The 3,068-nt window shown below is 72.8% G+C and carries 4 protein-coding genes; 2 read left to right on the forward strand and 2 right to left on the reverse strand.

Annotation, left to right across the window (positions count from 1 at the left end; translation table 11 throughout):
• Together AB0J52_RS34090 and AB0J52_RS34095 are read left to right on the forward strand one after the other, a co-directional pair.
• Positions 1-401: helix-turn-helix domain-containing protein (locus AB0J52_RS34090; RefSeq protein ID WP_500187009.1), on the forward strand; the 401-nt coding region annotated here is incomplete at its 5' end.
• Between the two features lie 102 nt (positions 402-503).
• Positions 504-746, forward strand: coding sequence for an EF-hand domain-containing protein (locus tag AB0J52_RS34095; RefSeq protein ID WP_500187010.1), 243 nt, complete (start codon positions 504-506; stop codon positions 744-746).
• A 107-nt stretch (positions 747-853) separates the two neighbouring features.
• On the opposite strand, the gene pgi is transcribed toward AB0J52_RS34095, so the two are convergent.
• Together pgi and AB0J52_RS34105 are read right to left on the reverse strand one after the other, a co-directional pair.
• Positions 854-2,503 carry a glucose-6-phosphate isomerase gene (pgi, locus tag AB0J52_RS34100; RefSeq protein ID WP_500187011.1) on the reverse strand — a complete coding sequence of 550 codons (1,650 nt, stop codon included), beginning with the start codon at positions 2,501-2,503 and terminating at the stop codon, positions 854-856.
• A 172-nt stretch (positions 2,504-2,675) separates the two neighbouring features.
• On the reverse strand, positions 2,676-3,068 hold a 393-nt coding region (locus AB0J52_RS34105), incomplete at its 5' end, for a hypothetical protein (RefSeq protein WP_500187012.1).

Consider the following 3,068-nt stretch of genomic DNA (forward strand, 5'->3'; position numbering starts at 1 on the left):
CGGGCTGGTTCGCGGCGCACGGCGACCCGGTCGTGGGCCCGGCACTGCGGCTGCTGCACGACGACCCGGCGCGGCCCTGGACGGTCGCGGACCTCGCCGCCGCGGCGGGCGCGTCGCGGGCCGCGCTCGCCAAGCGGTTCGGCGACCTGGTCGGCGAACCGCCGATGACCTACCTGACCGGAGTGCGCCTCGCGCACGCCGCCGACCTGCTGCGCGGCGGCGACCAGACGCTGGAGGCGATCGCCCGGCGGGTCGGCTACGGCAGCGCGTTCGCGCTCAGCGCCGCGTTCAAGCGGGAGCGCGGCGTCAGCCCGCAGGAGTTCCGCGCCGGCGGCTACCCGGACGGCCCGGCGGGCGGCCCGCCGAATGCCGCGCCGGACGGTGTGCCGGACGGTGCGTGAACAACCGGGAACCACTTGATCGAAAACCGCGTTATCACCAGTGGGACGGGGTACCGCTGTGTCATGATGCGGGATCTTGTCCGACCGATCACGAGGAGTGAGATGACGACCAAGCCGGCCGAGGACGAACTGGTCACCGTGTTCACGCGGTCCGACCTCGGCGGTGACGGGAGGCTCGACCTGATGGAGTTCGGCCTGGTGCTCGACAGCGTGGGGCTGTCGTGGACCCGGGCCGAGACCCAGGACAGGTTCGAGAGGGCCGACACCGACCATGACGGCTTCATCTCCCTCACGGAGCTGCGCGCCCTGCTGTCGACCCAGATCTGGGACGACGCGGGCGTCTGACGCTCCGCCACCGCCGGAACAGAGACGGGCCGTCCCCAGCGAAGGGGACGGCCCGAGTCGTCTTCTCAGCCGCGCGCCGATCGGCGCGCGCCGACCGGTGCGCGGTGTCAGACCGCGCGGCCGCGCAGCTCGCGGTACCGGCGGACGAGCGCCGCGGTCGACGCGTCCGGGGCGTCGCCGGACGGCCGCTCGGCGGTGAGCGCCGGGGTGAGCTGGTTGGCCATGACCTTGCCGAGCTCCACGCCCCACTGGTCGAAGGAGTCGATGCCCCACAGCGTCCCCTCGACGAACACGATGTGCTCGTAGAGGGCGATGAGCTGGCCGAGCGTGGACGGCGTCAGCTTCGGCACCAGGATGGTGTTGGTCGGCCGGTTGCCCGGCATCACCTTGTGCGGGACGACCTCGGCGGGCGTGCCCTCGGCGGCGATCTCCTCGGCGGTCTTGCCGAACGCCAGCGCGGACGTCTGGGCGAGCAGGTTCGCCACGAGCAGGTCGTGCATGCCGGGCGTGCCGTCCCCGGCGTCCGCGTCCTGGAACGGCTCGGCGAAGCCGATGAAGTCGGCCGGGACGAGCCGGGTGCCCTGGTGCAGCAGCTGGTAGAAGGCGTGCTGGCCGTTGGTGCCGGGCTCGCCCCAGAAGATCTCGCCGGTCTGCGCGACGACGGGCGCGCCGTCCGCGCGCACCGACTTGCCGTTGGACTCCATGGTGAGCTGCTGCAGGTAGGCCGGGAAGCGGGCGAGCCGCTGGCTGTAGGGCAGCACCGCGCGGGTCTGCGCGCCGAAGAAGTCGGTGTACCAGATGCCGAGCAGCGCCATCAGCACCGGCATGTTCTTCTCGAACGGCGCGGTGCGGAAGTGCTCGTCGACGGCGTGGAAGCCGTCGAGCATCTCGCGGAAGCGCGCCGGGCCGACCACGACCATCAGCGACAGCCCGATGGCCGAGTCCATCGAGTAGCGGCCGCCGACCCAGTCCCAGAAGCCGAACATGTTGTCGGTGTCGATGCCGAAGTCGGCGACCCGCTCGGCGTTGGTGGACACCGCGACGAAGTGCCGGGACACCGCCTTCTCGTCGCCGAGCCGCTCGACCAGCCAGCGCCGCGCGACGCGCGCGTTGGTCAGCGTCTCCAGCGTGCCGAAGGTCTTGGACGCGACGACGAACAGCGTCGTCTCCGGGTCGAGGCCGGCGAGCGTGCCGGTGATGTCGGCCGGGTCGACGTTGGACACGAACCGCGCGGTGATCCCGGCGTCGGCGTAGTCGCGCAGCGCCTCGTAGGCCATCGCGGGGCCGAGGTCGGAACCGCCGATGCCGATGTTCACCACGGTCGTGATCCGCTTGCCGGTGAAGCCCGTCCACTCCCCGGACCGCACGCGGTCGGAGAACTCGCCCATCCTCTCCAGGACGGCGTGCACGTCGGCGACGACGTCCTGCCCGTCCACGGTGAGCTCGGCGCCCGCCGGGAGCCGCAGCGCCGTGTGCAGGACGGCCCGGTCCTCGGACACGTTGATGTGCGCGCCGGAGAACATCGCCTCGATCCGGTCGCGCAGGCCCGCCCGCTCCGCCAGGGCGACCAGCCGGCTGATCGTCTCGCCGGTGGCGCGGTGCTTGGAGTAGTCCAGGAAGAGGTCCCCCGCCGTCACCGTCATCCGCTCGGCCCGCCCGGGGTCGTCCGCGAAGAGCTCACGCAGGTTGCGGGTCGCGAGCTCCCCCTGGTGCTCCGACAACGCCGCCCATTCGGATGTCTCGGTGATATCAGTCATAACCCCTCATCTCTTCAGCCTGCCCGGCGGCGCCCCCGCGCCCCCGCCACATGCGCCCCGGGCTCTCCCCTGCGATCATAGGGAACCAGTACCTCACCCGAGTAAAGTCGCCGCCGGTCCGGGGTGTTCCCACTTTCCGGCAAGGTACGGCGCGCGGCGGGCTCCGCTTCGATCAGGCCGTCCCGGCCCGGCACGACTCGGCCGCACCGTCCGGCACGAGGACGGGGACAGGCCCGGGTGCGGGCGCCCGGAACGCGGCGGTCCGGCGGCGGCGCAGGTAGAGCAGGGCCGCGCCGGTCACCACCAGCGGCCAGAGCAGGTAGCGGCCCGACATCACCAGCAGCGCGGCGACCGCGGCCAGTGCCGCGACCGCCGCCCACCATCCCGCGCCGCGCCGGGGCAGCAGGCGCAGGGCCGCCGCGACACCGATCGCGTACACGGTGACGAACGACCCGGTCGTGAGCAGGACGAGCGGACGCGGCCCGACGCCGGCCGCCCCGACGACCGCCAGGGTGAGGAACGACAGCGTCGCGTTCACGCCCAGGCTGCGCCGCGGGACCTCCCC

Source organism: Spirillospora sp. NPDC049652, from assembly GCF_040675125.1.
Classification (GTDB): Bacteria; Actinomycetota; Actinomycetes; order Streptosporangiales; family Streptosporangiaceae; genus Spirillospora.